The following is a 23,052-nucleotide window of genomic DNA, read 5'->3' as shown; positions in this document are numbered from 1 at the left end:
GCCCGTGCCCGTGCCCGTGCCCGTGCCCGTGCCGTCGATACGCGGTAGCGCGTTGAACTGGAAAGACCCGGCCGGCACTTGGCCGCATTACTAGCGGATGGTTGCAGCGGAGTTCGCGAAAGCATGTCAGGCCGTCCTTGCGGTTGCCGTTGACCCGGAGCCCGTAGGGGCGAATGCGCTGGAATCCCTTCGGCTGGTCGTGTTGGATCCTTGTTTTTCGGGATGGCGACCTATCCAGCGTCGAGCATCACCAAGTCGGCATGGTGACCGACCTTGAGCACGCTGCAGCCGCACATATCGAAGCTGCGTGTTGCGAGGCCCATTCTGTATCGCCTTCTTGCCGATTCAGGGTCTTCCCCGATGCCTAATTTTTAGCGCGCCCGGCGCGAAAAACGATGCTTGGAAGCAACGCGGTGGGCTCCTAACATTCGCTCCCGCTGGCCCTTCAACGTGACGAAGACAACACGCAGGGTCACGCTCTCCGCTCCCAATTCTTCTACAAGGGAATCCGCCATGGCCAATCTCCGGGACCCCGGTCGCCGAAGCCTTCTCAAGACCTCGCTCGTTGCCGGGGGCCTCTCGTTCGGCAGCATGCTGTCGTTCGACACCTTCGCGCAGGGCAAGGCGCGCATCAACATGCAGCTCGGCTGGATCCCCAGCATCAACCAGATCGGCGAGGTAGTGGCCAAGCGGCTGGGCTTCTACGAGCAGGAAGGCATCGAGTTCGCCATCCAGCCCGGTGGACCGAACATCGATGGCGTGGCCATCGTGGCTTCTGGCCGCTATGAGGTGGGCCAGGTTTCGTCCAGCCCCTCGGTAATGTTGGCCGTCTCGCAGGGCCTGCCGATCAAGTGCTTCGCTGTCGGCGCCCAGAAGCATCCGTTCACCTTCTTCTCACTGGCCAAGAATCCCGTGCGCAAACCCGCCGACCTGATCGGCAAGAAGGTCGGCATCCCCTCAACCGCGGCCATCCTGCTGCGCGCCCTGCTGGCGAAGAACAAGATCGCCGAGAAGGACGTCACCATCATCACGGTCGGCTCCGACATGGTGCCGCTGCTGACCGGCCAAGTCGACGTCGTCACAGGCTGGCTCACCAGCACGACCGCACTCAAGGCACTAGGCCCGGACCGTGTCGACCTGACGTTGTGGGATGGGGGCGTGCAACTCTATGCGCTGCCCTACTATGCCTCGACCAAGACACTCGAGTCCCAGCCGAAGCTCATCGAAGCCTTCTTGCGTGCGACCTCGCGCGGCTGGCAGCATGCGAAGACCAACCGCGACCAATCGGTCGACCTCCTGGTGAAAGAGTATCCGAATCTCAAACGCGAGGACGAGCGTGCCGCGGTCGACACCATGCTCGAATATGCCTTCGGCGGCCTCGCGCAAACTCAGGGATGGGGCACCATGGATCCCGCTATCTGGCAGGCGCAGATCTCGATGTATTCGGAACTGCGCCAGTTCACCGCACGAACGCCGAAAGTGGACGACGTCATCTGGCTTGATGGGCTGAAGTCGACCACCGCCGACCGTATGAAGGTCTGACGCCATGACTGCCGTACTGAACGCCGCTGCGGCGATCTCGTGCCGCGATATCGGCATGCGCTTCTTCACCGAGCGCCGCGATGTCACCGCGATCAAAAGCCTGGACCTAGACGTTGCGCAGGGCGAATTCCTGACACTGCTGGGCCCGTCGGGCTGCGGAAAGTCGACCTTCCTGCGTGTGGTGGCAGACCTGCTGGAGCCGAACCGCGGAAAGATCGAGGTGCTCTCCACTTCACCGCAGGCCGCGCGCAAGAACCGCGACATCGGCTTCGTTTTCCAGGACGCGGCGCTGCTGCCATGGCGCACGGCGCTGCAGAATGTCCAGCTGCCGCTGCAGGTAGGCGGTGGCGCCAGCCGCAAGGGCCGCCGTTCTCCGCAAGAACTTCTGGAACTGGTCGGCCTCAAGGACCGGGCGCACGCCTGGCCTCACGAGATGTCAGGTGGGCAGCGCCAGCGCGTGTCGATCGCACGCGCGCTAGCCAGCGATCCGAAAATCCTGCTGATGGACGAGCCCTTCGGCGCGCTCGACGAAATCACGCGCGACCGGCTCAATGAGGAGATCCGCCGCGTCTGGAAAGACACCGGCGTGACGATCCTGTTCGTCACGCACAGCATCCATGAGGCTGCCTTCCTTGGCCAGCGCGTACTGATGCTCGCAGCCAACCCCGGCCGTGTCCGCGAGATCGTGCCGGTGAATCTGCCGGAAAACCGCACCCTGGATATCCGTGAAACACCCGAGTTCGTCCGGCTCACGGCCCACCTGCGGCGCGTGCTGGAAACCTGCTGAGGCTTACATGACTACCAGTTCCATCGATACGCCGGTGCCCGGCCTTGCAGTGACGCCGGCCGACGCCGAATACATCGCGTGGGCGGCCGCCCGCCGCCGCCGCCTGTGGCGCCGTCGCATCCTACCGGCACTCGGTATCGGCGGGCTCATCGTGCTGTGGTGGGCCGTCATCGTTCTTTTCGATGTCAAGCCTTTCATCGCACCCACGCCATGGGCGGTTGTCGAGACGCTCTACGCCAAGCGCGCTATTCTGCTGGACAACCTGATTCCGACCGCGCTCGAAGCAGCCGGCGGTTTCCTGATCGGCAACCTGGCGGCCATGGCGGTCGCCACGGTGTTCGTCCACAACAAGACGCTGCAGGACATCTTCTTCCCTGTCGTGCTGATGTTCAATGCAGTCCCGCTGGTGGCCAAGGCTCCGGTCCTTGTGCTGATCATGGGCAACGGCATGGAGCCGAAGATCACCATCGCGGCACTGGTGTGCTTCTTCCCGACGCTCGTGAACATGGTGCGCGGCCTCGAATCGGTGAATCCGCAAGCCATGGAACTGATGCGCGTGCTGTCCGCAAGCAAGATGGAGATTTTCTTCCGCCTGCGGCTGTTGAACGCTCTGCCCTACCTGTTCTCGGCCCTTCGCATCGCAGCCTCGATGAGCGTGATTGGCGCGGTAGTGGGCGAGTGGGTAGGGGCCACAGTGGGCATCGGCGCCATGATCTTGCAGGCCACCTTCAACTTTGATTCGCCACTGCTCTATGCCGCGATCGTAATGAGCGCCACTCTGTCGGGCCTGTTCTTCTTACTCGTGGCCTTGGCCGAGCGCTGGATCATCCGCTGGCAGCCCGACGGTCACCACTGAAACCCTCGGGGCCTCGCTCCGAGCGACGCCCCACCTCTCAAAACTTCACTAGGAGATTCCTATGAGCCGTATTGGCGACTGGATGCATGAACCTGCGCACGACATTCGCGTCGCAGCCGAATCGGATGTCGTAGTGGTCGGTGGCGGTCCTGCCGGCCAGGCCGCGGCCCTCGCTGCCGCGCGCAACGGTGCGAGCGTCACCTTGCTGGAACGCTACAACCATCTCGGAGGTCTCGCCTCGGGCGGCATGGTGCTGGTGCTGGACGACATGTGGGACAACCACCAGAGGGAAATTTCGGTGCGCGGCATCTGCCTCGAAATAATCGAGCGCATGGCCGAACGTGGCTTGGCCGAATATCCCAAGCAGAAGGACTGGGGCGTCTTGCCCGAGTCGGTGCGTCGCTGGAAGCGCTGGGGCACCTTCGACTTCCACAGCAAGGAAAAGCCGCACCCGATCTGCTTCGCCGCAGCCTTTGATCCAGACGCCTTCAAGCGCGCCTCTCTCGAAATGGTGCAACAGGCCGGGATCAACTTGCGCCTGCACTCCTGGTTCTCGCGCACGCTTGTGGAAGAGGGCCAGGTTAAGGGCGTAGTGGTCGAATCCAAGAGCGGGCGCGAAGCCATCCTGGGCAAAGTGGTGATCGACGCCACGGGTGACCTGGACGTGGCAGCTTCCGCCGGCGCGCCGCACATCAGCGGTGCCTACATCGTGACTACGGTATTTCGCCTCGGCGGTGTCGATACCAACGAAGCCGAGTGCTTCGAGCATGAGGAGCCGGAAGCTTTCGCGACGATCGACCGCGAGGTCAAGCACATCCTGGGCGGCGCCTGGGATTCGTGGTGGCTCAAGACGCCGCTACCCGGCGTGGTGTGGTGCAACTGCCCGCACATGGCAGGCCTGGACGGCCTGAAGGTGGCCGACCTGACCCGCGCCGAGGTGCAAGGGCGCGCCACCATCCACAAGGTGATCGAATTTATCCGCGCCAAGCTGCCGGGCTTCAAGGACTGCTATCTGATCGACCTGGCGCCGCAGACCGGTATCCGCCAGACGCGCCTTCTCGAAGGCGAGTACGTGATGACCAAGGACGATGTCGCCAACCGCGTGCGCTTCGAGGACAGCGTGGCACGCGGTCGCGACTACTACTACCCGTACCGCACCCTGGTGCCGCGCAGCGTGGACAACCTGCTGGTAGCCGGTCGCCACTACTCCTCGACCTCAGCCGCGCAGAAGGTCTCCCGAGAAATCCCGCCCTGCATGGCAATGGGGGAAGCCACCGGTACAGCCGCTGCGCTCTCGCTGGACACCAACGTGTCGGTGCGCAACGTCGACATCGGGAAGCTGCAGCGCGCACTACGCGCCCAGGGCGCCGACCCTGGCGAACAAGAGGGTCCCAATGCCGACATCCCTACCATCGCCCGCTCGTTCGCGGAGGCAGCATGAACACGCTTCCTCTGCACGGCATCCGCGTGATCGACTTCACGCAGGTCATGATGGGGCCAGTCTGCACACAAATGCTGGCAGACCACGGAGCCGACGTGATCAAAATCGAGCGCAAAGGTGCTGGAGACCTGAGCCGCTCAACTTTTGCACCGGTCGCCGGTGACGACAACCCGATCTTCTGTAGCCTGAATCGGAACAAGCGCAGTGTCGAGATCGACCTGCGCGACCCGGCACAGGTAGATTTGGTCAAGGCGCTTATCGCCGATGCCGATGTAGTCACCAACAACTTTCGTGCCGGTGTGATGGAGCGCCTTGGCCTAGGATATCAGGATTGCAAGAAGATAAATCCGCGCATTATCTATGCGGTGGGCACCGGCTTTGGAGAGACTGGCCCCTACGCTCACAAGGGGGGGCAGGACGTGTTGGCGCAGGCTCTGACCGGCGTCATGGCGCGCCGTGCAGACGACTCCGCGCCGATCTCAATCTACCCAACCGCGTTGGCTGACTACACGGCTGGCATGCACATGGTGCAAGGCATCTTGTTCGCGCTACTGCAGCGCGAACGTACCGGCGAAGGCCAGAAGATCTCTGTCTCGCTCTACGACTCGATGCTGTCTATGCAGATGCAGGAAGCTGCGATGATCATGATGGAGGATTCGGAAGTCAACTGGGCCGCCATGCCCCTGTCTGGCGTCTTCGATACGCAGAACGGTGCGCTGGTGCTGGTCGGCGCGTTCAAGACACATCCGTTGCGCAACATCTGCACAGCGCTGGAGATCGATGACCTCTCGCAGGATGAGCGCTTCGTCGATCTAGCAGCGCAGTTCAGGCACAAAGCCGAACTGCATGCGATCTTCAGGGAGCGCTTTGCGAGCAGCACGCGCGAATACTGGCTGGCGCGCCTTGAGGAACAGGATCTGCTTTCGGCACCGGTACACAATATGCGCGAGGCCCTCGTCGATCCACAGACTCTGCACAACGAGATGATCCTCGAAGGCGACGACTCGGCTAACCGCCCGCTCAGGTTCATCGCGAGCCCGATCCGCATGTCCGATACTCGCGCGGGCCTGCGACGGGAGCCGCCGAAACTGGGTCAGCACACGGAAGAGCTGCTGGCCGAAGCGCGGACTCTAATCGAAGAGGCAGGAGCATGAGCGTTCTCTTCGACGTCACGAACCACGTGGCCACGATCACGATTGATCGTCCCGAGGTTTTGAATGCAGTCGACCTCGCTACCGAGGCCGAACTAGTTGGCATCTGGAACGAAATTGAGCGGAACAACGACATCCGCGTCGTGGTGCTGACCGGCGCTGGCGAGCGTTCCTTTTGCGCCGGCGCGGACCTGAAGAACACATCGAACCTCAAGGGTGTCGACTACTGGGCGGCCTCGCGATCGGGCGGCTTCGGTGGCATCGCGCTGCGCGAAACACTCAACGTTCCAGTGATCGCAAGAGTTAATGGTTTCGCGCTGGGAGGTGGCTTCGAAATGGTGCTGGGCTGCGACCTCGTCGTAGCCTGTGAGGAAGCCAGCTTCGGATTGCCCGAACCGCTGGTGGGGCGCCTGCCCCTGGACGGCGGCATGTTGCTGCTGCAGCGCCAAATCCCGTACCGCCAAGCCATGGGCATGATGCTCACAGGACAACGGGTCAACGCCAGCCGTGCACTGGAGATGGGCCTGATCAACGAAGTCGTTCCACGCGTCGAACTCGACGGTGCCGTCGATCGCTGGGTGCAACAGATCTTGGCATGCGCTCCGCTGTCGCTCAAAGCTCTCAAGCAGGTGGTTCGCCTTACGAGCACGATGTCGCCTGCGCAGGCTCACTGCACGCGACTGCCGGCGCTGGTGACGGCGCTGCAATCCGAAGATTCAAATGAAGGTGTGCTGGCCTTCCAGCAGAAGCGGAAGCCTCGGTGGCAAGGCCGCTAGAACGCAACACCATTTCACGAATATTTCTTTCATGGCCCATGTCATCACCACGGCCTGCATCGACTGCAAGGACGGTGCCTGCGTCCTGTGCTGTCCAGTCGATTGCATCTACGAGGGTACCCGTACTCTGTACATTCACCCAGATGAATGCATCGATTGCGGCGTTTGTGTCTCTGCCTGCCCCACCCAGGCGATCTATGAGGAGTTTCGGCTACCGCTCGGGCTGCGCCACTACGCGGCGATCAACCGCGAGTTTTTTGGAATCGAAGTCAGCGCACTGGGATCGCCGGGTGGTGCCGATGGAAGGCGTATGGCCTGCGACCATCCGTACATCGTGCAGGAAGCGCCGAGCACCCGGATGGTGGGATGATGCTGCTGCTTTCCGGAGGGCAGGCTGATGCACGCCATCGTCCTGAAGTACTTCATCGAAGTGGCAAGCGCCGGTTCGGTGCGCAAGGCCTCCGAGCGCCTCTATGTCGCTGCGAGTGCCGTCAACCGCCAGATCCACAAACTCGAGGACGAATTGGGCGTCGAGTTATTCGATCGCCTGCCCAATGGCCTGCGTCTCAACGCCGCCGGCGAACGGCTACTCAAGCACGCGCAGGAAACCCTGCACCAGTTCCAGGTGATGCGCACGGAGATCGATGCACTCAAGGGCGAACGGACGGGCCACGTCAAAGTCGCGGCGATGGACTCGTTCTTCGAGGAACTCCTGCCATCGGCGGTCGAGGAGTTCTTGCAGATTTTTCCAGCGGTCACATACACCATCACCTCGACTCAACCGATGGAGATCCCCCAGCTCGTGATGTCGGGCCAGGCCGACGTGGGACTCACCTTCGTAAGCCGACTGCCCGGCGGCGTAGAGTCGATCGCCACTGCCAACCTGCCGATCGGCTTGGTCATGCCGCCGGGACATCCGCTGTCGAAGCACGCGAGTGTTTCGTTGAGGGAGTGCGCCAAGTATCCATTCCTGCGCTCGAACTCGCACCCAGTACTAAGCGCCTCGCTGTCCGCCGAGTTCGCCGCCTTCTGGGACGACATGGAGCCGGCCGCGACCTGCAATTCCACCCCCCTTCTCAAACGCCTGATCATGGGCGGCAAGGGAATTTCGTGCTTCTCGAAGATTGCATTCATCGAGGAACTCAGAAACGGGGATCTGCTCTGGCGGCCGTTCGAACTTCCAGCGCTGGCCAAGTTGCAGGTGGGCATCCTGGTGCCAACACAACGCGCCTTGCCACTTGTCACGCAGAACTTCGCCGGCCGCATGGCGCGGCGGCTTACTCAACTTGAGATCACTGCCGCCGCACTCTGAGCGAACACGCTGCGGCGGTCTCTTCCATCCCTTCCCCCAAGAGAATCGACATGAGCAATCTGAAGAACAAGGCAGTCCTGCTTACAGGCGCCAGTACAGGCATTGGTGCCGCCGTGGCGCGCGCGCTGGGCAAAGAGGGCGCGCGTGTTGCCGTGCACTATCGCGTCAGTCTCGAGGAGGCCAAAGCGGTCGCGCACGATGTCGAAGTCGCCGGCGGCCAAGCCATCGTGGTCCAAGCCGATGTGAGCGATTCCGTCGCGGTCGATCGGATGGTTGGCACCGTCCACGAGACTTTCGGTCGCATCGACGTGTTGATCAACAACGCAGGCGGCTTCGTTAAGCGCTCGCCCATCGTCGATGCTGACGACGACTACATCGACGCGGTGTTTCGCCTCAACGCCCGATCCGTGGTCGCGGTCAGCCGGCGCGTGATCCCCTTGATGGCGGCAAACGGCGGTGGCGCCATCATCAACGTAACGACCCAGGCGGCGCGCACCGGCGGCGGCCCAGGCGCCGGGCTATACGCTGCCAGCAAGGGGTTTGTCTCAACCATCACGCGCACCATGGCCAAGGAACTGGTGAAGGAAAATATCCGCGTCAATGCCGTGGCGCCAGGCGTGATCGAGACACCATTTCATGACGGACACTCCAGCCCCGACGTGCTGAAGAACTTCGCGAACGCAATACCGATGGGCCGACTAGGGACGGCCGAAGAATGCGTCGGTGCCTTTCTTTTTCTCGCTAACGAGGCCACCAGCGGCTACATCACCGGTCAGATCATTGAAGTCAACGGCGGCCAGGTGATGCCATGACGGCCAGGCCGCGCTATCGGGGCATCTTCCCGGTCGTGCCGACAACCTTCACCGAAACGGGCCAACTCGACCTCACAAGCCAGAGGCGCTGCATCGACTTCATGATCAACGCGGGCGTTGTTGCATAACCCCGCGGGAGTGGTCCCCGATCGTGGTTAGGCTAGGCTAGACAGATGAGCAAGCCACCGCGGGCGAAGTACCGCACGACGAACTGGAGTGAGTACAACGCGGCGCTCAAGCGCAGGGGATCCTTGATGGTTTGGCTCGATGCCAACCTTCAATGGCTGGCTCCTGCCAGTGGTCGCTCAGGCCGGCCCGCTGTGTTCAGCGATGCTGCGATCCAGTTCTGCCTGACCTTGAAGTGCATGTTCGGGCTGGGCCTGCGCCAGGCGACGGGCCTGGCCGAGAGCCTGATCAAGTTGGCCCACTTGGACTGAGCCGTGCCCGACTACAGCACCTTGTCGCGGCGTCAGAAGACATTGAGTGTGGCCATTGCCACGCGCCGCAGCAGCGCGGGCCTACACCTGCTGATCGACAGCACCGGCGTGAAGATGCTGGGCGAAGGCGAATGGAAGACGAAGAAGCACGGTGCCGACTACCGCCGGCAGTGGCGCAAGGTGCACCTGGGCATCGATGCGCAGACGCTGGAGATCCGCGCCATCGAAATCACGGACAACGCCATTGGCGATGCGCCGATGCTGCCGGAGTTGCTGGCGCAGATTCCTGCGGACGAACAACTGCATTCGGTGAGCGCCGATGGTGCTTATGACACCAAAGCGTGCCACGAGGCCATTGCCAGCCGGCAGGCCGCGGCGATCATCCCCACACGCAAGAACGCCAAGCCTTGGGCGGATGGCAAAGCTGGGGCGCAGGCAAGAAACGAAATCCTGAGGGCGACACGCAAGCTTGGTCGTTCAATCTGGAAGAAGTGGAGCGGCTATCACCGCCGCAGCCTGGTGGAGACCAAGATGGGGTGCTTCAAGAGACTGGGCGAGCGCGTGATGGCACGGGACTTCCAGAGGCAGGTGACCGAGCTACAGGTACGGGCATCGATCCTCAACAGGTTCACCAGTCTGGGAACGCCTGAGACTGTGCGCGTGGCATAGCTGCGTCTGGGGTAAGGGGAGGCTCGCCCTGAATTCGGGTTATGCAACAGCGCCCTCCGACGTAAGCAACGCACTCCACGAGGTTGAGGGCGGCCAGCAGCAGGAACTTCTCGGCATCAGTTCTCACGCGCAGCAGGTCGTGCTGGCCAAGGTGGCCGTACACGAACGCCAACAAGTAGCGCTCGGGGTGGCCGAGGCAGGAGTTCGTGATCATCTGCGCAACGAGGTCTGGCGGCACGCCCTCGGTGAACTGCATCGTCGCCGTCAGCCGCTGCAAGCAGGTTTCCTGGACGTCTTCAGAGATCGTTGGCACGGCGTGCCCGCAGTGCTTCATGGCCTGGAAGGCGACCAGCAGAACGTGGATCGGCACCTCAAGCTGCAGCATGTCGACCCCGTAGCGCGGCAACACGAGGATGGAGGCCAGCAGGTTGGGCTGCTGGACGTAGATTTCGTCAGCCAGCTCAACCTTTTGTTGCGCGCTCATGCGGTCGACGTCGATGTTCGCCCGGACCATCACGGCCTGCGTGAGCAAGGTCATGGTCGCGCGTCGGACGCTGGCTGCCATCGGTGCGGCAGCAAGTCCTCGATTTGGCTGGCGCGCTGCGTCGGCAGGCGCTGCAACACGTCGCGCAGGTAGGCCCAGGGGTCATGGCCGTTCAGGCGCGCCGACTGCACCAGGCTCATCACGATGGCCGCGCGCTGGCCAGCGAGTTCACTGCCCACGAACATCCATGCCTTTCTTTTATGTGGATCTCCACATAAGCGACAGAACTGGCTGTTCGCCGGCAGCCTGCGACCGAGCACGCGCGCCATCGCGAGCAACGGCGTGACACCAATGCCGCCAGCGATCAGCACATGATGACCGGCCGCAGCGCTGAGAGGAAAGAAGTTGTCCGGCTGAGCGACACTGACGGACGCGCCGATCACCATTTGCTCGTGCAAGGCGATGGACCCTCCCCTGCCGGCGCTCTCCTTCAGCACGGCAATCAGGTACCGCGAACGATTCGCAGGATCACCGCACAGCGAGTAGGCGCGGGTCACGCCTGCCCCGGTCTTCACACTGACATGGGCGCCGGCCGTGTAGGCCGGAAGTTCCGCGCCGGCCTCACTCCGAAATTCAAACTGGCAGATGTCTTCCGCCAGGTCCTGGCGAGACACCAGATCCAGCCAGTCCGCCTCAGCCATGTTCTTGACCGTAACGGTCGTCCCGATTTCATCATTCATGAGAGAGGCAGGGCGCTCATACCTGCCATTTGCCGATTATCCCAAGGTTTGCTGATCGGTTGCAAATCGAACCAATTCCATTCAGTTCAGTGTGCTGGTCGAGATTTGGTTGCAGCTGATGCTTGGGGGGGCTTGGCACTTGGCTCGACGAGCCAGTTCGCTTTTAGAAAAGACCAGATGGCTGAATGTGCCTGCTGACTCAACAATGCGGCGCTTGAGCCATCCGACGCGTTGATCAAGCACGCGTGGGAGATCAGGCCATGGAGAAGAGTGTGGCATGCACTAGCCACGTTGGGCGTGCGCACCGACAGCGGTGCATCCCTACTGGAGTTGATAAGCGCCATCCAATCCATGGAGAACTGCAGATGGGATTTCTTGTATGCACTCAGTGGCGACAGGTGTCGCTCCAACAAGAAATGCAGCGCCCACTCGGCAGGGTGCTCGAGGCAGGCGTCCAGGAGAGCGTCAATCGTCTCTCTCACGATCACTCGCAGGTTCCTGCCACCCCAGCGAGCCAAGGCCTCGCGCATTACCTCGCGAAGCGACTTCGTCCTCATGTGCAGGCAGACGCGCGCAAGATCGTCCTTGTCGCGGAAATACACGTAGAAGCTCCCCAAGGCCGTGCCGGCCAACGCCACGATTTCCCGGATCGTGATGGCCTCGTAAGGGCGCTCCGTCAGAAGTTGAACAAAGGCCTGCTGCAAGGCCAATGAAGTGTGGTGCGCGCGTGTCTGACGCGGTCGCCGCCTCTGTGGAGGATTCGTAGACGGAGGATGTTTGACGCCCATGCGAGTCAAGTTGAACACCTCAAAGAGGTCGCGATATTAGACTTTATGGACCACAAAGAAGCCAGCCGTTGGCCGGCTGAAGTGGCATCCAGATCAAGAGAGAAAAACCTATGAGAAAAATCGTTCTTGCCATCGCGGCAAGCGCTGTGTACTTTGCGGCCGCGGCTCAATCCGAACCCGAGCAGACCGTAAAAATCGCCTCGCTCGACATGATGTCCGGCTCCATGGCTGGCCTGGGACTGAACGTGCTCAAGGGCTTTCAACATTCGGTGCAATTGGCCAACCAGGACGGCTGGGCAGGGCGTGTGAAGCTTCAGATCGTTCCCTTCGACAACAAGTACTCGCCCCAAGAAGCACTGACGATCTTGAACATCATCATCGGGCAGGACATTCGCTACGTGGTGCAGGGTGCGAGTTCTTCGGCGGTCGGCGTGGCGCTGATGGAGGCCATTGAGCGCCACAACACACGCAACCCTGGCAAGGAGATTGTGTACCTGAACTACGCTTCTCAAGCACCAGTCATGACCAATGCCAAGTGCAGCTATTGGCACTTCCGTTTCGATGCGAATTCCGATATGAAAGTTGATTCCATGACGACGTATCTGGCGCGCCAGTCCAGCATCAAGAAGATCTACCAGATCAACCCCAACTACTCATACGGCCAGGATGTTGCAAAGGCTACGCGGGAGACTTTGGCCCGCAAGAGGCCCGAAGTCCAAGTGGTCGGCGAAGACTTCCTTCCCACAGGCCAAGTCAAAGACTTTGCTCCGTACGCGGCGAAGATTCGCCAATCGGGCGCAGACGCTGTCGTGACGGCAGGTGCGGGTCAAGACCTCTCTCTCCTGGTACGGGCCATGCGGGACGCCGGTCTGAACATCGACCTGTACACCCTGAACGCCAACACCTATGGCGTTCCGGCTGCCGTTGGCGCAGCGGGTGAAGGGCGGGTCAAGCTTGTGTCCACTTTCAGCCCGAACGACCCTCGTTTCAAAGGAGGGAAGGTGATCGATTCGTTCAAGGAGAAGTTCAACGAAGACTTCATCAATGGTGCTGGCCACAATGCTATTGTGGCGCTCTCCCAGGCCATCCGCGAGGCACGGTCCACTGATCCGATTGCAGTTGCAGCCCGTCTTGAAGGCATGAAATTCGAAGGCTTGAACGGGCCAGTCGAGCTTCGACGTGATGACCACCAGGCGCAGCAACAAGTCTTTGTAACGAGCTGGAAAAAGGTGGACGGCAAGCGGGTTGTGCACGACCAAGACGCGACGGGCTTTGGATGGATGCCCGTAGATACAGTGAATGCAGCAGATGCTGTGCTGCCGACCTCCTGCGTCATGAAGCGCCCCGCCGCCAAAGCAAACCGTTCATGAATAGAATCTGTCAACAGAAGGCCCCAATGCCCCGCATCGCAATCCCTGACGCCGAGCAACCCGCCATCGCCGCATCACTGCGAAAGTGGCTACCGCCAAACTCCGACCGTCGACCTCCGCTGATCTTTCGCCTCTTTCATGTGCATCCCGAATTGGCATCTCGCGCGCGGGTTCTAGGTGCCGGTTTTCTCGCACACCACCTTTTGCCGCTACGTGACAGGGAAATGGCCATCGACCGCGTGACGGGAAAACTTGGTGCCGCGCATGAATGGGGATTGCATGCCAGCACCTTCGGGCCCTCGGCGGAACTAAGCGAAGCCCATTTGACGTCGACAGTCCACGGTCCACATGCAACGCCCGAGCTGTGGAGCGAAGATGATCTTCGCTTCTTCGATACAGTGGACGAACTGGCTGAAAGCGCCGACTTGAATGACTCTACCTGGGCCTGGTTGGCTCAGCGCTACAGTGACGCGCAGCTTATGGAGTTCGTGCTTCTCGTTGGTTGGTATCGGACGGTTGCATCGGTATGCAATGCGTTCCGGTTGGAGGAAGACTCCGATTCGATGCCATTTCCCGTCAGCGCGACATGAGCACACTCCTCGAATTTCGTCCGGGAGAAGCTGCAATGGATCTCGTGTCGCTCATCGATGAGCATGCCCGCATCAGGACCGGGAAGGAATGCCTGCGCTCCGACAAGATCAGTTGGAGCTACGGCGCGTTCTCTGTTCAGACCCGCAAAGCCGCCAGTGCGTTGCAAGCACTGGGTGTGGGCGCAGGTGATCGTGTTGGCCTGATGTGCCTGAACACCTCGGGCTTCGTACTGGCATTGTTCGCTGCTTGGCGCCTGGGGGCGGTGGTGGTTCCCATCAACCACAAGTTGCAGACACCGGAGGTGAACTACATCCTGGGACATGCGGAGGTGAAACTCTGCGTCGTGGATGGTCAGTTGGCTCATCACGCCACCGCGGTCTCGCACAAATGCCTGTGGATCGTGACGGACTCAGAAGCCGAGCATCTCCAGTTGCTAGAGCGTCTCGTTGAGCAGGCCGATCCCCTGCCATTCGGCACCGGCGCTTCCGGCGAGTTACTGGCGGAAATTCTGTATACCTCCGGGACAACTGGCAAACCCAAAGGCTGCCTACACACCCACCGCAACGTGTTCATGACAGCGTTGTGCACGGCGACGGGAATGTCGATCACCGACGCAGACAAGTTCCTGATTGCCATGCCGATCTGGCATGCGTCGCCGTTGAACAACTGGCTTCTCGGCGTTCTGATGATGGGCGGCACCGCGGTGCTGCTCCGCGAGTACAGCCCGGAAGGATTCGTACATGCAATCAACACGCATCGCACTACCTTGGTCTTCGGTTCCCCAATCGCCTTTCTTTCTCCTCTGGGAGTTGTCAGCGAGGCCGCCCGCCATGACCTGGGACACGTGCGCGCCTGGGTCTGTGGTGGAGGGCCACTGAGCGCTGAGGTAGCGCAGCGTCTGATCCGAAGCTACCGCATGACCCAGTTCTTTCAGGTTTATGGGATGACTGAAACAGGGCCACTGGGTACTCTGTTGCCTCCAAGTGACGCATTGCGCAAAGCAGGGTCAATCGGATACGCGGGGTTGCCTGGGGTTTCCCTTCGGCTGCAACACGCTTCCGGGCGCGAGTGCGCATCAGGTGAAGTTGGTGAAATCCTTCTTCGCTCGCCAGCCTCGATGCAGGGCTATCTCAACGACTCCAAAGCGTATAAAGAGGCCTTCGATGATCAAGGCTTCTATCGAACCGGCGACCTTGCACGTAGAGATGACGACGGCTATCTCTTCATCGTGGATCGGGCCCGCGACATGATCGTCACCGGGGGCGAGAACGTCTATTCGAAGGAGGTCGAAGACGCCCTTAGCGAGCACCCGGAAATCGCCGAAGTAGCGGTACTAGGAATCCCGCATGTCGAATGGGGGGAAACAGTTGTGGCTGTCGTCGCAGGTCGCGCACAAACAAGTTTGGATGCGGAATCACTGCGCGCCTTTCTCGCGCCACGACTCGCTCGCTACAAGATTCCTCGGATTTTCTACATCCGAGAAGCAGGAGAATTGCCGCGCACGGCGACAGGCAAAGTGCGCAAACATGTGCTTCGAGACGAGCTGACGGATCGGTAGCGACATGCTTGTCGGGACTTCTGACGGTGGCACCTTCGCTTTCGAACCGTACGACCGCGGCACTGAACTGACCTTGCCCCCGAAAAACGCACCCCTTGCTGAGTGTTTCAATCCAAGCAAGGAGAGTCGAAATGACGAAGACGGCAAGAGCGCGCTACACGCTCGAATTCAAGCAGGAAGCGGTGCGGCTGGTCGAAGGCGGGCAGAGCCTTGCGGCGGCGGCGCGCACGCTGGGGTTGGTCGAGCAGACCTTGTTCAACTGGGTCAAGGCCAAGCGCGAGGGAAAGCTCAGCGGGGCCGACAGCAAGGCCGTGAGCGCAGAGCAAATGGAGATCAGTCGGCTGAGGGCTGAACTGGGTAAGCGTCCTCTCAAGACCCCTCTTGACGCTAGATCGACGGAGGTGCCCGGGTGGACCGGTTCATTGGTGTGTCCGGTGCGCTATATGGGAGATTTTTCCAACAGATCCTTCAGGAAAATCCACGGGAAGATCCCCCGGTAGTGCCCGTCGCTGAAGAAGAACTGCACGCCATAAGCGCCCACGGGCTGCATGTTTTTCAATTGAATGGTGCCGACTTCGTCCTGTCGGCCGGCTGCGCGCAGTGCCTTGCAATCTGCACAGGGGCAGCTCGAGCGAAGCAGCTTGTATGTGGCGAGATACCGCGTGCCATCCGACCAGCGGAACTCCAACGCCTCACTGGCCCGGTGATCGACGATGGACTCAGGCACCATGCGACGCGATCTGCGCGATGGCCAAGCGCACCGACTTGCGCACTTCAGGGTCGGGATCGTGCGCGGCCTGTTCGAGGCCGGGCAGCGCGGCTGCATCACCGATGTCGCCGAGCGCCAGCGCGGCTTCCTTGCGCAGGTTGCTGATGCTGTGGCCCAGCGTCGCGAGCAGCGGCGTGACGCCCTCGGCGCTGCGTAGGCGCCCCAGGCTGCGGGCCGCACGCAGGCGCACCTGCCAGTAGGCATCGTCCAGGGCCACCAGCAGCGCGGCGGTCGCGGCGGGCTGCTGCAGCTTGCCGAGCGCGGTGGCGGCTTCTTCGCGCACCTGCCAGCTCGCGTCGCGCAGTGCGGTTTCCAGCGCGACGCGCGCATCCGCATCGCCCGCCGCGAAGGCCAACGCGCCCACGGCGGCGCGGCGCACTTCGTCCACCGGGTCGGAGGCGGCAAGGCCGGCCAGCGCGGGCAGCGCGGGCGCATGTTTCAGGTAGCCGAGCACGCCGATGGCTTCGCGGCGCAGGGCGATGGCGTCGGCGGAGTCCTGCGCGGCGCGTAGTTCCTGAAGCACCGCCAGCGCGGGGCCGGCGCTGGCTGGCACGCGCAGTTCGCGCAGCGCACGCAGCACGGCGGCGCGCACCCGCGCAGGGCCGGTGCCTGCATGCGGCAGCAGCCACGCGGCCGATGCGGGCTCCTTCAGTTCGGCCAGGCTGTGGGCAGCGGCTTCGCGCACTTGCGCATCGGCATCGTCGAGCGCCGCCGCCAGCCCTTCGACGGCGGATTGGCTCTCCATGGTTTCGAGCGCCAGCGCGGCGGCGGCGCGCACGGCCGGCGTGTCGTCGCGCAGCGCCGCGACCAGCAGCGGCGTGTGCGTCTCGTCGGACAGGTCGCCCAGGTCCATCACGGCGATGCGGCGCACTTCGGCATCGGGCGAGGCCAGGCGTTCGGCAATGGCCTGCAGTTCGGGGTCGTCGAGGAGCGAGGAAGTCATTCTTTTTTTTTCTAGATGGCAAAGCGCAGCTGCGCAGCGGTGGGGGCGGCGCCGAGCGGCGTGAGGCGTTCCAGCGGTTCGCTGGCGTCCGCATGCGGATGCAGCAGCTGCAGGCAGCGCCGCTTGAGCGCAGTGAATTCGGAAGAAGTGACCAGCGACGGATCGCGCGGCCGGTGAAAACCGAGCACAAACTCGGCGACGATGCGCCCCGGCCGCGGCCCCATCACCAGCACGCGATCGCCGAGGAACAGCGCCTCGTCGATGTCGTGCGTGATGAAGACGATGGTGGTGCGCACGCGCGCCCAGGCGTCGAGCAACTGGCGCTGCATCATGAGCCGCGTCTGCGCATCGAGCGCGCCGAAGGGCTCGTCCATCAGCATCACGCGCGGACGGTTGATGAGCACCCGAGCGATCTCGGCGCGCTGCTGCATGCCGCCCGAGAGCTGCGAGGGGTAGAAGTTGGCGAAGTCGTCCAGGCCGACAAGCCGTAGCATCTCGTGCGCGCGCGCTTGGCGCTCGCTGCGGCCGATGCCCTGCATCTTCAGGCCGAAAGCGACGTTGTCGAGCACCTTCTTCCAGGGGAAGAGCGTGTGATGCTGGAAGACGAGGCCGCGGTCCGGATGCGGTCCGCAAACGGGCTCGCCGTCTACCTGGATCACACCGCCCGCAGGCGTCAGATGGCCGGCGAGTGCGCCGAGCAGCGTCGACTTTCCACAGCCCGAAGGACCGAGCAGGCAGACGAATTCGCCGGGCTCCACATGCAGCGTGATGTCCTGCACCGCATCGAAGGCCTGCGCGCCCTGGCCGAGGCGCACACGCAGGTCGTCGATGGCGATGCGGCCGGTTTGCACGTCGGCCTTCATCCGCGTTTCTCCTGTACGGCGCGCCATGGCATCAGCGATTGGCCGACCCACCGCACCAGCACGCTGCTGCCCATACCGAGCACGCCGATGAAGAGCATGCCCACCACGATGTCCGCGTAGTTCTGGATCATGTACGACATCCACGTGTAGTAGCCGATGCCAAACTGGCCCGAGATCATCTCGGCCGTGACGAGGCAGAACCAAGCGGTGCCCATGCCAATGGCGAGGCCCGTGACCACGCTCGGCAGCGCGCCTGGCAGGATCACTTCGCGGAACACCGCGAGGCGGCCCGCGCCCAGGCTGCGTGCCGAAGCGACGAGGCGCGCATCCACCACCTCCACGCCGTGCACGGTGTTGAGCAGCACAGGAAAAAGCGCCCCGACGAAGGTGATAAAGACCATCGAAGCTTCGGATGACGGGAACATCAGGATGGCCAGCGGAATCCACGCGACGGCGGGGATGGGGCGCAGCACTTCGAGCGGCGGCAGCAGCGTGTCCTCGGCCCAGTTGGCGCGGCCGATCGCAAGACCGAGCGCAACGCCCGCCACTGCCGCGAGGCCGAAGCCGATGAACACGCGGCGCAGGCTCGCCGACAGATGCTGCAGCACCAGCGGCGACTGAACTAGCGACCACGCGGATTCGGCCACCTCGCGCGGTCGCGGCACGTTCTGGAAGGTGATGAAGCCCAGGTTCATACGCTCGCGCGTGGCCAGGTGCCATGCGAGCACGCACAGGAACAGCGCGGCAATGCGCCATGTGGCGCGCGGCAGGTTGCCGTTGTTGAACAAGCTGGTCATGGTGAAGCCCGAGGAACATCAGCCGGCCAGCGCGGCGCGCACGCCGGCGAAGTCCGCCACCTTGCCACCATTTTTTGCGGCCCAGCCCTCGGCCTGATCCTTGAGCAGGAAGACATCGACCTCGCCCTTAGCGCCGAGCACGAACCACGCATCGGCCGCCAGCAGCTTGTTGCCGCTGTGGCGGTCTTGCGCATAGACCACTCGCGCCTTCTTGCCTGCCTTCTCCAGCTTCTGCAAGTCGGCGAAAGCGTTCTCGGGCGAGGCGTAGTGGCGCACCAGCGGCTCGCCGGCCACCCAGACCTGCGCCACGCGGCTCACATCGGCGATGGGCTTCCCGGTCGCTGCATCCTTCGCGACCAGCGGGGCACGGGCGTAGTTCTTTAGTTGCCTGTCGTAGTCCAGGCCCGCCTCCTTGAAGGCGGTGCGGATGTAGCCGTCCTGCACGAAGGCATTGGCATCGATGTCGTTGTCGGTGCGCTTCAACAGGCGCAGCGTGTCGAGCGATGTCTTCACCGCCTGGCGGTATTCGGGCTTCCAGCTGAGGTCGCGCGTCTGCAGGCCGAGCGGGCCGTGGAAGAGGTAATTGACTTCGGCCTCGATGCCCGTGACCTTGGTGATTAGCTCGCTGTATTTCTCAGGCTCGGCGGCCACGAGGCGGTCGGCTTCCAGCGCGGCGCGCAGGTAGGCGGTGACGACCTCGGGGTACTTCTTCGCGTACTCCTCGTCCACCAGGCTGCCGTGGAAGGTGGGCGCGTTTGCCTGCGAGCCGTCGTAGATCTTGCGGGCGAAGCCACGGTACGGAAAGAGCTCGGCGAAAGGCACGAAATCCGCATGCGCCTCGACCTTGCCGGCCTGCAGCGCGGGGCCGGCCACCTCGGGCGCCTGGGTGGTGATGTTCACGTCCTTCAGCGGGTCCCAGCCTTGCGCCTGAATCGCGCGCAGCAGCATGCCGTGCGAGGTCGAGGCGAAGGGCACCGAGATGGTCTTGCCCTTGAGTTCGGCGAGCGACTGCACCTTCGAATCCTTGGGCACAACGATACCGTTGCCGCTGCCCGTGGTGCTGCCGGAAAGCACGGTGATGAAGATGCTCTTGCGTCCCGCCTTCTGAAAGGCGGCCCCGTTGAAGCTGCCCGGAAAGTCGGCCATCGAGCCGAGGTCGAGCTTGCCCGCGACCATTTCGTTGGTGAGCGGTGCGCCGGAGGTGAAGTTCTTCCACTCGATCTGGTACTGCGCGTCCTTGTACTTGCCGGTGCGCGGCAGGTATTTCTCGAGCAGCTTCAGTTCGCGGATCAAGAGGCCGCCGGTGGCGCAGTTGATCGTGGTGTCCTGCGTGCCGATGGCGATGCGGATGGTCTCGGCCTGTGCGACCGAAACGACAGGCAGGGCCAGCAGCAGGCCAAGAGTCGCACTCCACAGCGTCAGGGTTCTCTGGGTTTTCATCGTGATGCTCCGGGTTGAAATGCGGCGGCCGCGGCTCAGCGCAGCAGGTAGGGGATGTCGACGGTGACCGCGCCGGTGGGGCAGTCTTTTTCGCAAGGCATGCAGTACCAGCACTCGTCGAACTTCATGTAGGCCTTGCCCTTGCTAAGGTCGATGGCGAGCACGTCGAGCGGGCAGACGTCCACACAGACGGTGCAGCCCTTGTGGGCGATGCATTTGTCGTCGTCCACGCGCACGGGCACGCTGGTGGGGTTGAAGGCGAGGGGCATGTGGGGTTCTCTTTTTTTGTCGCGGTGCAGTTGTGAAGGTGTCAGGCCGCGACCGGCTCGCGCACGGCGGCGGACACGCGCAGGTGCTGGTAGGCCGACATCTCGTGCGCATCGAGCGGCACGATGTAGGGATCGACCGGCCGCTTGAAGCTCACCATCGCGTCGCCTTGCTTTTGCAACTGCGTGTGGCAGAACCAGTCGCGGTCGTTGCGCTCGGGAAAGTCCACGCGGTGGTGGTAGAGGCCCCAGCGGCTCTCGGTGCGGTAGAGCGAGGCGCGCGCGGCCATCTCGGCGCAGTCGCGGATCGCATGCACTTCCATCGCGCGCATCAGCTCGTGCGGGCCGGGGGCGGCGAGCTGTTCGAGGTCTTCGTGGATCTGCTCGAAGCGCGAGAGGCCGATCTCCATCTTGCGCGTGACCTTGGGCGGCTGCAGGTAGTCGTTGACCATGCGGCGCAGCTTGTATTCGACCTGCGCGGGCGGCAGCCCGCCGCTGCGAAGGAGCGGGGCGCTGACGCGGGCGTGCTCGCGTGCGACCTGTTCTTCGTCGAGCGCGGGCAGCTCGATTTCTGCGCAATGCCTTGCAGCGCTTTCACCTGCAAGCCGGCCGTAGACAAAGGCTCCGAGCATGTAGTTGTGCGGCACGCAGGCCAGATCGCCCGCCGCATGCAGGCCTGGCACTGTCGTGCGCGCATGCTCGTCCACCCAAACGCCAGAGGCCGAATGGCCGCTGCACAGGCCGATTTCGGAGATGTGCATCTCCACCATCTGCTCGCGGTAGTCGGTGCCGCGACCGGCATGAAAGCGCCCGCGGCTCGGGCGCTCGTTGGTGTGCAGGATCTGCTCGATGGTGGCGATGGTCTCCTCGGCTAGGTGGCTCAGCTTGAGGAAGACCGGGCCGTTGCCGCCCTGCAGCTCGTTGTAGAACTCCATCATCATCTGGCCGCTCCAGTAGTCGCACTCGATGAAGCGCTCGCCCTTGTTGTTGGTGGTGTGACCGCCGAAGGGGCCGGTCACGTAGGCGCAGGCGGGGCCGTTGTAGTCCTTGATGAGCGGATTGATCTGGAAGCACTCGATGCCCGAGAGCTCCGCACCCGCGTGGTAGGCCATGCTGTAGCCGTCGCCCGCGTTGGTCGGGTTCTCGTAGGTGCCGAAAAGGTAGCCGGAGGCGGGAAGGCCGAGCCGGCCGGCCGCGCCCGTGGCAAGCACCACCGACTTGGCGCGGATCACGTGGAACTCGGCCGTGCGGCAGTCGAAGGCCATCGCGCCTGCAATGCTGCCGTCGGCCGCGGTCAGCAGACGCGTGACCACGAGGCGCTGCGACATCTCCACGCGCGTGCGCTTCAGGCGCCGGTAGAGCACGTTCTTGATGTTGTGGCCCTCGGGCATCGGCAGCACGTAGGTGCCCATGTGGTGCACCTTGCGCATCGCGTAGTCGCCGGTCTCGTCCTTCTCGAACTTGACGCCCCAGCGGTCGAGCTCCTCGATCATCGAATAGCTGTTGCGCGCATAGGCCATCACCGTCTTCTGGTTGACGATGCCGTCATTGGCGGTGGTGATTTCCTTGACGTACTGCTCGGGTGTGGCGAAGCCCGGCACCACGGCGTTGTTGAGGCCGTCCATCCCCATCGAGATGGCGCCGCTACGCTTGACGTTGGCTTTCTCGAGCAGCAGCACTTCGAGCTTCGGGTTGGCTTCCTTGGCCTTGACGGCGGCCATCGGACCGGCCGTGCCGCCGCCGATGACCAGCACGTCGACGGTGCGGGTGAGGATGTTCATGGGGTTGTCTTCGTGGGATAGCTGCGGGCGATGCGCAGGCGGTGCTGGAAGGCATCGCCGCGGAAATAGAGGTCTTCGAAATCCAGCGGTGCGCCCTCGGCTGTGTGGGTCAGTCGCTCCACGCGCAGTACGGCGGTGCCCTCGGGCACGCTCAGGGCGCGGGAGAGCACTTCGTCGGCGAGCATCGCGTCGATCTGCAGGTCGGCATGGCCGAGCGCGATGCCGTAGTCGTTCTCAAGGATCAGGAAGATGTCGCGGCCCGCGAGGTCCGCCTGCCGCAGCCGCTCGCCGATGGCGTGGGGCAGGTAAGTCACCTCGTAGGACACCGGGGCGCGGTTGAGGTGGCGCACGCGCTTTATCTGCGCGACCGGCGTGCCCTCGGGCAGGCCCAGGCGCTGCGCTACGCGCGGCGAGGCTGGCACGGTCTTGTGGCTGGTGACCTGGTTGCGGATCTCGTAGCCCATGCGGCCCATTGATTCGGCAAAACCCTCGAGTTGGCCCAGCTGCTGGAAGGCCTTGGGTTTGGCGACGAAGGTGCCCTTGCCCGGGATCTTGAAGATCAGGTTCTCGCGCTGCAGGTCGCTGAGCGCCTGCCGCACCGTGATGCGGCTGACTTTGAACAGCGCGACCATTTCGCTTTCGGAGGGCAGTTGCGCATGTGGTGCGTAGGTGCCGTCGAGGATGCGCTCGCGCAGTGTCTCGCGCACCTGGGTGTAGAGCGGGACGGGAGAAAAGGCGATGGGCGCGAGCGCCCTGGCGGTAGACATGCGGCTGACCTGTTATGACCAGTTCAATGAGGCCAGATGGTAGTCAGCGATACTTTTTTCGTTAAATAACGAAAACATGCTTCGATATGCGGAAATTGGTGCATCATGGTCA

At 62.8% G+C, this 23,052-nt stretch carries 22 protein-coding genes and 4 pseudogenes; 15 read left to right on the top strand and 11 right to left on the bottom strand.

Annotated features, from left to right (window positions below; all coding sequences use genetic code 11):
• The first annotated feature begins 513 nt into the window (after positions 1–513).
• The 11 genes and pseudogenes from ACAM42_RS06400 to ACAM42_RS06350 all read left to right on the top strand — a co-directional run bounded on the left by ACAM42_RS06400 (position 514) and on the right by ACAM42_RS06350 (position 9,783).
• The gene (locus ACAM42_RS06400; RefSeq protein ID WP_369631449.1) at positions 514–1,542 is read left to right on the top strand and encodes an ABC transporter substrate-binding protein; all 1,029 of its coding nucleotides are present in this window, start codon (positions 514–516) and stop codon (positions 1,540–1,542) included.
• Positions 1,543–1,546: 4 nt separating this feature from the next.
• Positions 1,547–2,329 (top strand): ABC transporter ATP-binding protein, encoded by a 783-nt coding sequence (locus tag ACAM42_RS06395; RefSeq protein WP_369631448.1) that lies wholly within the window; start codon positions 1,547–1,549, stop codon positions 2,327–2,329.
• Positions 2,330–2,336: 7 nt separating this feature from the next.
• On the top strand, positions 2,337–3,185 hold the full coding sequence (locus ACAM42_RS06390) for an ABC transporter permease (protein ID WP_369631447.1): 849 nt from the start codon (positions 2,337–2,339) through the stop codon (positions 3,183–3,185).
• Positions 3,186–3,246: 61 nt separating this feature from the next.
• The gene (locus ACAM42_RS06385; protein WP_369631446.1) at positions 3,247–4,626 is read left to right on the top strand and encodes an FAD-dependent oxidoreductase; all 1,380 of its coding nucleotides are present in this window, start codon (positions 3,247–3,249) and stop codon (positions 4,624–4,626) included.
• Positions 4,623–5,780 carry a CaiB/BaiF CoA transferase family protein gene (locus tag ACAM42_RS06380; protein WP_369631445.1) on the top strand — a complete coding sequence of 386 codons (1,158 nt, stop codon included), beginning with the start codon at positions 4,623–4,625 and terminating at the stop codon, positions 5,778–5,780. The genes ACAM42_RS06385 and ACAM42_RS06380 overlap by 4 nt, the downstream gene beginning before the upstream one ends.
• Entirely contained in the window at positions 5,777–6,553 is a 777-nt protein-coding gene (locus ACAM42_RS06375; RefSeq protein ID WP_369631444.1) for an enoyl-CoA hydratase-related protein, read from the top strand. The genes ACAM42_RS06380 and ACAM42_RS06375 overlap by 4 nt, the downstream gene beginning before the upstream one ends.
• Positions 6,554–6,584: 31 nt before the next feature.
• Positions 6,585–6,923 (top strand): ferredoxin family protein, encoded by a 339-nt coding sequence (locus tag ACAM42_RS06370; protein ID WP_369631443.1) that lies wholly within the window; start codon positions 6,585–6,587, stop codon positions 6,921–6,923.
• Between the two features lie 27 nt (positions 6,924–6,950).
• Positions 6,951–7,865: a LysR family transcriptional regulator gene (locus ACAM42_RS06365; RefSeq protein ID WP_369631442.1), complete on the top strand. Its 915-nt coding sequence runs from the start codon at positions 6,951–6,953 to the stop codon at positions 7,863–7,865.
• A gap of 50 nt (positions 7,866–7,915) precedes the next feature.
• Positions 7,916–8,677: an SDR family NAD(P)-dependent oxidoreductase gene (locus ACAM42_RS06360; RefSeq protein ID WP_369631441.1), complete on the top strand. Its 762-nt coding sequence runs from the start codon at positions 7,916–7,918 to the stop codon at positions 8,675–8,677.
• A pseudogene (locus ACAM42_RS06355) lies at positions 8,674–8,793 on the top strand (dihydrodipicolinate synthase family protein); the annotation flags it as partial. The gene ACAM42_RS06360 and the pseudogene ACAM42_RS06355, both read left to right, overlap by 4 nt.
• A gap of 57 nt (positions 8,794–8,850) precedes the next feature.
• Positions 8,851–9,783 (top strand): annotated as a pseudogene (locus tag ACAM42_RS06350) (IS5 family transposase).
• Here ACAM42_RS06350 and ACAM42_RS06345 read toward each other — a convergent pair.
• The 3 genes and pseudogenes from ACAM42_RS06345 to ACAM42_RS06335 all read right to left on the bottom strand — a co-directional run bounded on the left by ACAM42_RS06345 (position 9,743) and on the right by ACAM42_RS06335 (position 11,711).
• On the bottom strand, positions 9,743–10,321 hold the full coding sequence (locus ACAM42_RS06345; protein ID WP_369631440.1) for a hypothetical protein: 579 nt from the start codon (positions 10,319–10,321) through the stop codon (positions 9,743–9,745). The pseudogene ACAM42_RS06350 and the gene ACAM42_RS06345 sit on opposite strands and share 41 nt — an antisense overlap.
• Positions 10,318–10,515 (bottom strand): annotated as a pseudogene (locus tag ACAM42_RS06340) (transposase domain-containing protein); the annotation flags it as partial. The gene ACAM42_RS06345 and the pseudogene ACAM42_RS06340, both read right to left, overlap by 4 nt.
• A 578-nt stretch (positions 10,516–11,093) precedes the next feature.
• The gene (locus ACAM42_RS06335) at positions 11,094–11,711 is read right to left on the bottom strand and encodes a TetR/AcrR family transcriptional regulator (protein ID WP_369631439.1); all 618 of its coding nucleotides are present in this window, start codon (positions 11,709–11,711) and stop codon (positions 11,094–11,096) included.
• Between the two features lie 194 nt (positions 11,712–11,905).
• On the opposite strand from ACAM42_RS06335, the gene ACAM42_RS06330 reads away from it, so the two are divergent.
• The 4 genes and pseudogenes from ACAM42_RS06330 to ACAM42_RS06315 form a co-directional block, all read left to right on the top strand.
• Entirely contained in the window at positions 11,906–13,165 is a 1,260-nt protein-coding gene (locus ACAM42_RS06330; protein ID WP_369631438.1) for a branched-chain amino acid ABC transporter substrate-binding protein, read from the top strand.
• Positions 13,166–13,191: 26 nt separating this feature from the next.
• Positions 13,192–13,755 (top strand): hypothetical protein, encoded by a 564-nt coding sequence (locus tag ACAM42_RS06325; RefSeq protein WP_369631437.1) that lies wholly within the window; start codon positions 13,192–13,194, stop codon positions 13,753–13,755.
• Positions 13,752–15,314, top strand: coding sequence for a class I adenylate-forming enzyme family protein (locus ACAM42_RS06320; protein WP_369631436.1), 1,563 nt, complete (start codon positions 13,752–13,754; stop codon positions 15,312–15,314). The genes ACAM42_RS06325 and ACAM42_RS06320 overlap by 4 nt, the downstream gene beginning before the upstream one ends.
• Positions 15,315–15,445: 131 nt before the next feature.
• A pseudogene (locus ACAM42_RS06315) lies at positions 15,446–15,676 on the top strand (transposase); the annotation flags it as partial.
• 77 nt (positions 15,677–15,753) lie between these two features.
• Here ACAM42_RS06315 and ACAM42_RS06310 read toward each other — a convergent pair.
• From ACAM42_RS06310 to ACAM42_RS06275, 8 genes are read right to left on the bottom strand one after another with little or no spacing between them, the layout of a single operon-like run.
• Positions 15,754–16,044, bottom strand: coding sequence for a gamma-butyrobetaine hydroxylase-like domain-containing protein (locus ACAM42_RS06310; RefSeq protein ID WP_369631435.1), 291 nt, complete (start codon positions 16,042–16,044; stop codon positions 15,754–15,756).
• Positions 16,034–17,026 carry a HEAT repeat domain-containing protein gene (locus tag ACAM42_RS06305; RefSeq protein ID WP_369631434.1) on the bottom strand — a complete coding sequence of 331 codons (993 nt, stop codon included), beginning with the start codon at positions 17,024–17,026 and terminating at the stop codon, positions 16,034–16,036. Before ACAM42_RS06305 ends, ACAM42_RS06310 begins: the two co-directional genes overlap by 11 nt.
• Before the next feature lie 11 nt (positions 17,027–17,037).
• Positions 17,038–17,889 carry an ABC transporter ATP-binding protein gene (locus tag ACAM42_RS06300; RefSeq protein ID WP_369631433.1) on the bottom strand — a complete coding sequence of 284 codons (852 nt, stop codon included), beginning with the start codon at positions 17,887–17,889 and terminating at the stop codon, positions 17,038–17,040.
• Positions 17,886–18,686 (bottom strand): ABC transporter permease, encoded by an 801-nt coding sequence (locus ACAM42_RS06295; protein ID WP_369631432.1) that lies wholly within the window; start codon positions 18,684–18,686, stop codon positions 17,886–17,888. Before ACAM42_RS06295 ends, ACAM42_RS06300 begins: the two co-directional genes overlap by 4 nt.
• An 18-nt stretch (positions 18,687–18,704) precedes the next feature.
• Positions 18,705–20,126, bottom strand: a complete 1,422-nt coding sequence (locus ACAM42_RS06290) for an ABC transporter substrate-binding protein (RefSeq protein WP_369631431.1) — start codon at positions 20,124–20,126, stop codon at positions 18,705–18,707.
• A 35-nt stretch (positions 20,127–20,161) separates the two neighbouring features.
• Positions 20,162–20,395 (bottom strand): ferredoxin family protein, encoded by a 234-nt coding sequence (locus tag ACAM42_RS06285; RefSeq protein ID WP_286542440.1) that lies wholly within the window; start codon positions 20,393–20,395, stop codon positions 20,162–20,164.
• A gap of 41 nt (positions 20,396–20,436) precedes the next feature.
• A complete protein-coding gene (locus ACAM42_RS06280) occupies positions 20,437–22,173 on the bottom strand; it encodes a fumarate reductase/succinate dehydrogenase flavoprotein subunit (protein WP_369631430.1) in 1,737 nt (578 codons plus the stop codon).
• Positions 22,170–22,940: a GntR family transcriptional regulator gene (locus ACAM42_RS06275; RefSeq protein ID WP_369631429.1), complete on the bottom strand. Its 771-nt coding sequence runs from the start codon at positions 22,938–22,940 to the stop codon at positions 22,170–22,172. The genes ACAM42_RS06280 and ACAM42_RS06275 overlap by 4 nt, the downstream gene beginning before the upstream one ends.
• Positions 22,941–23,052 lie beyond the last annotated feature (112 nt).

The organism is Variovorax sp. V35 (assembly GCF_041154465.1).
GTDB classification, from domain to species: Bacteria; Pseudomonadota; Gammaproteobacteria; order Burkholderiales; family Burkholderiaceae_C; genus Variovorax; species Variovorax boronicumulans.
This window is presented reverse-complemented; position numbering and strand designations above follow the sequence as displayed.